At 49.6% G+C, this 1,065-nt stretch carries 2 tRNA genes and 1 rRNA gene; all 3 read left to right on the forward strand.

The features are described from left to right. Window positions 1-83 precede the first annotated feature (83 nt). A tRNA-Ile gene (locus tag ABLV11_RS06990) sits at window positions 84-160 on the forward strand. 109 nt (window positions 161-269) lie between these two features. Continuing rightward, window positions 270-345, forward strand: a tRNA-Ala gene (locus tag ABLV11_RS06995). Window positions 346-523: 178 nt separating this feature from the next. Further along, window positions 524-1,065 (forward strand): 23S ribosomal RNA (locus tag ABLV11_RS07000); the annotation flags it as partial.

A 1,065-nucleotide genomic window follows, 5' to 3' on the forward strand; every position in this document is an offset into this window, starting at 1 on the left:
TCACCTCCTTACCTGAAAGAACCTGCCTTTGTAGTGTCCACACAGATTGTCTGATGAAAAATAAGCAGTAAGAAAATCTCTGCAGGCTTGTAGCTCAGGTGGTTAGAGCGCACCCCTGATAAGGGTGAGGTCGGTGGTTCAAGTCCACTCAGGCCTACCAAATTTCTGCTGATGCTGCGTTGCGGCGACACTCACATACTTTAAATATGCTTCGTGTCACCACGCCTTGCCTCAACAGAAATTAAGGTTGATGAGATTTTAACTACGATGGGGCTATAGCTCAGCTGGGAGAGCGCCTGCTTTGCACGCAGGAGGTCTGCGGTTCGATCCCGCATAGCTCCACCATCATTACTGCCAAAAACAAGAAAACTTCAGAGTGTACCTGAAAAGGTTCACTGCGAAGTTTTGCTCTTTAAAAATCTGGATCAAGCTGAAAATTGAAACGACACACAGTTAATGTGTGTTCGAGTCTCTCAAATTTTCGCGACACGATGATGTTTCACGAAACATCTTCGGGTTGTGAGGTTAAGCGACTAAGCGTACACGGTGGATGCCCTGGCAGTCAGAGGCGATGAAGGACGTGCTAATCTGCGAAAAGCGTCGGTAAGGTGATATGAACCGTTATAGCCGGCGATGTCCGAATGGGGAAACCCAGTGCAATTCGTTGCACTATCGTTTGATGAATACATAGTCAAACGAGGCGAACCGGGGGAACTGAAACATCTAAGTACCCCGAGGAAAAGAAATCAACCGAGATTCCCCCAGTAGCGGCGAGCGAACGGGGAGCAGCCCGGAGTCTGAATCAGCTTGTGTGTTAGTGGAAGCGTCTGGAAAGTCGCAGGGTACAGGGTGATACTCCCGTACACTAAAACACACAGGCTGTGAACTCGAAGAGTAGGGCGGGACACGTGGTATCCTGTCTGAATATGGGGGGACCATCCTCCAAGGCTAAATACTCCTGACTGACCGATAGTGAACCAGTACCGTGAGGGAAAGGCGAAAAGAACCCCGGCGAGGGGAGTGAAAAAGAACCTGAAACCGTGTACGTACAAGCAGTAGGAGCCC

Origin of the sequence: Klebsiella sp. GW_Kp181 (genome assembly GCF_040062315.1) — a bacterium.
Taxonomy (GTDB): Bacteria; Pseudomonadota; Gammaproteobacteria; order Enterobacterales; family Enterobacteriaceae; genus Klebsiella; species Klebsiella oxytoca.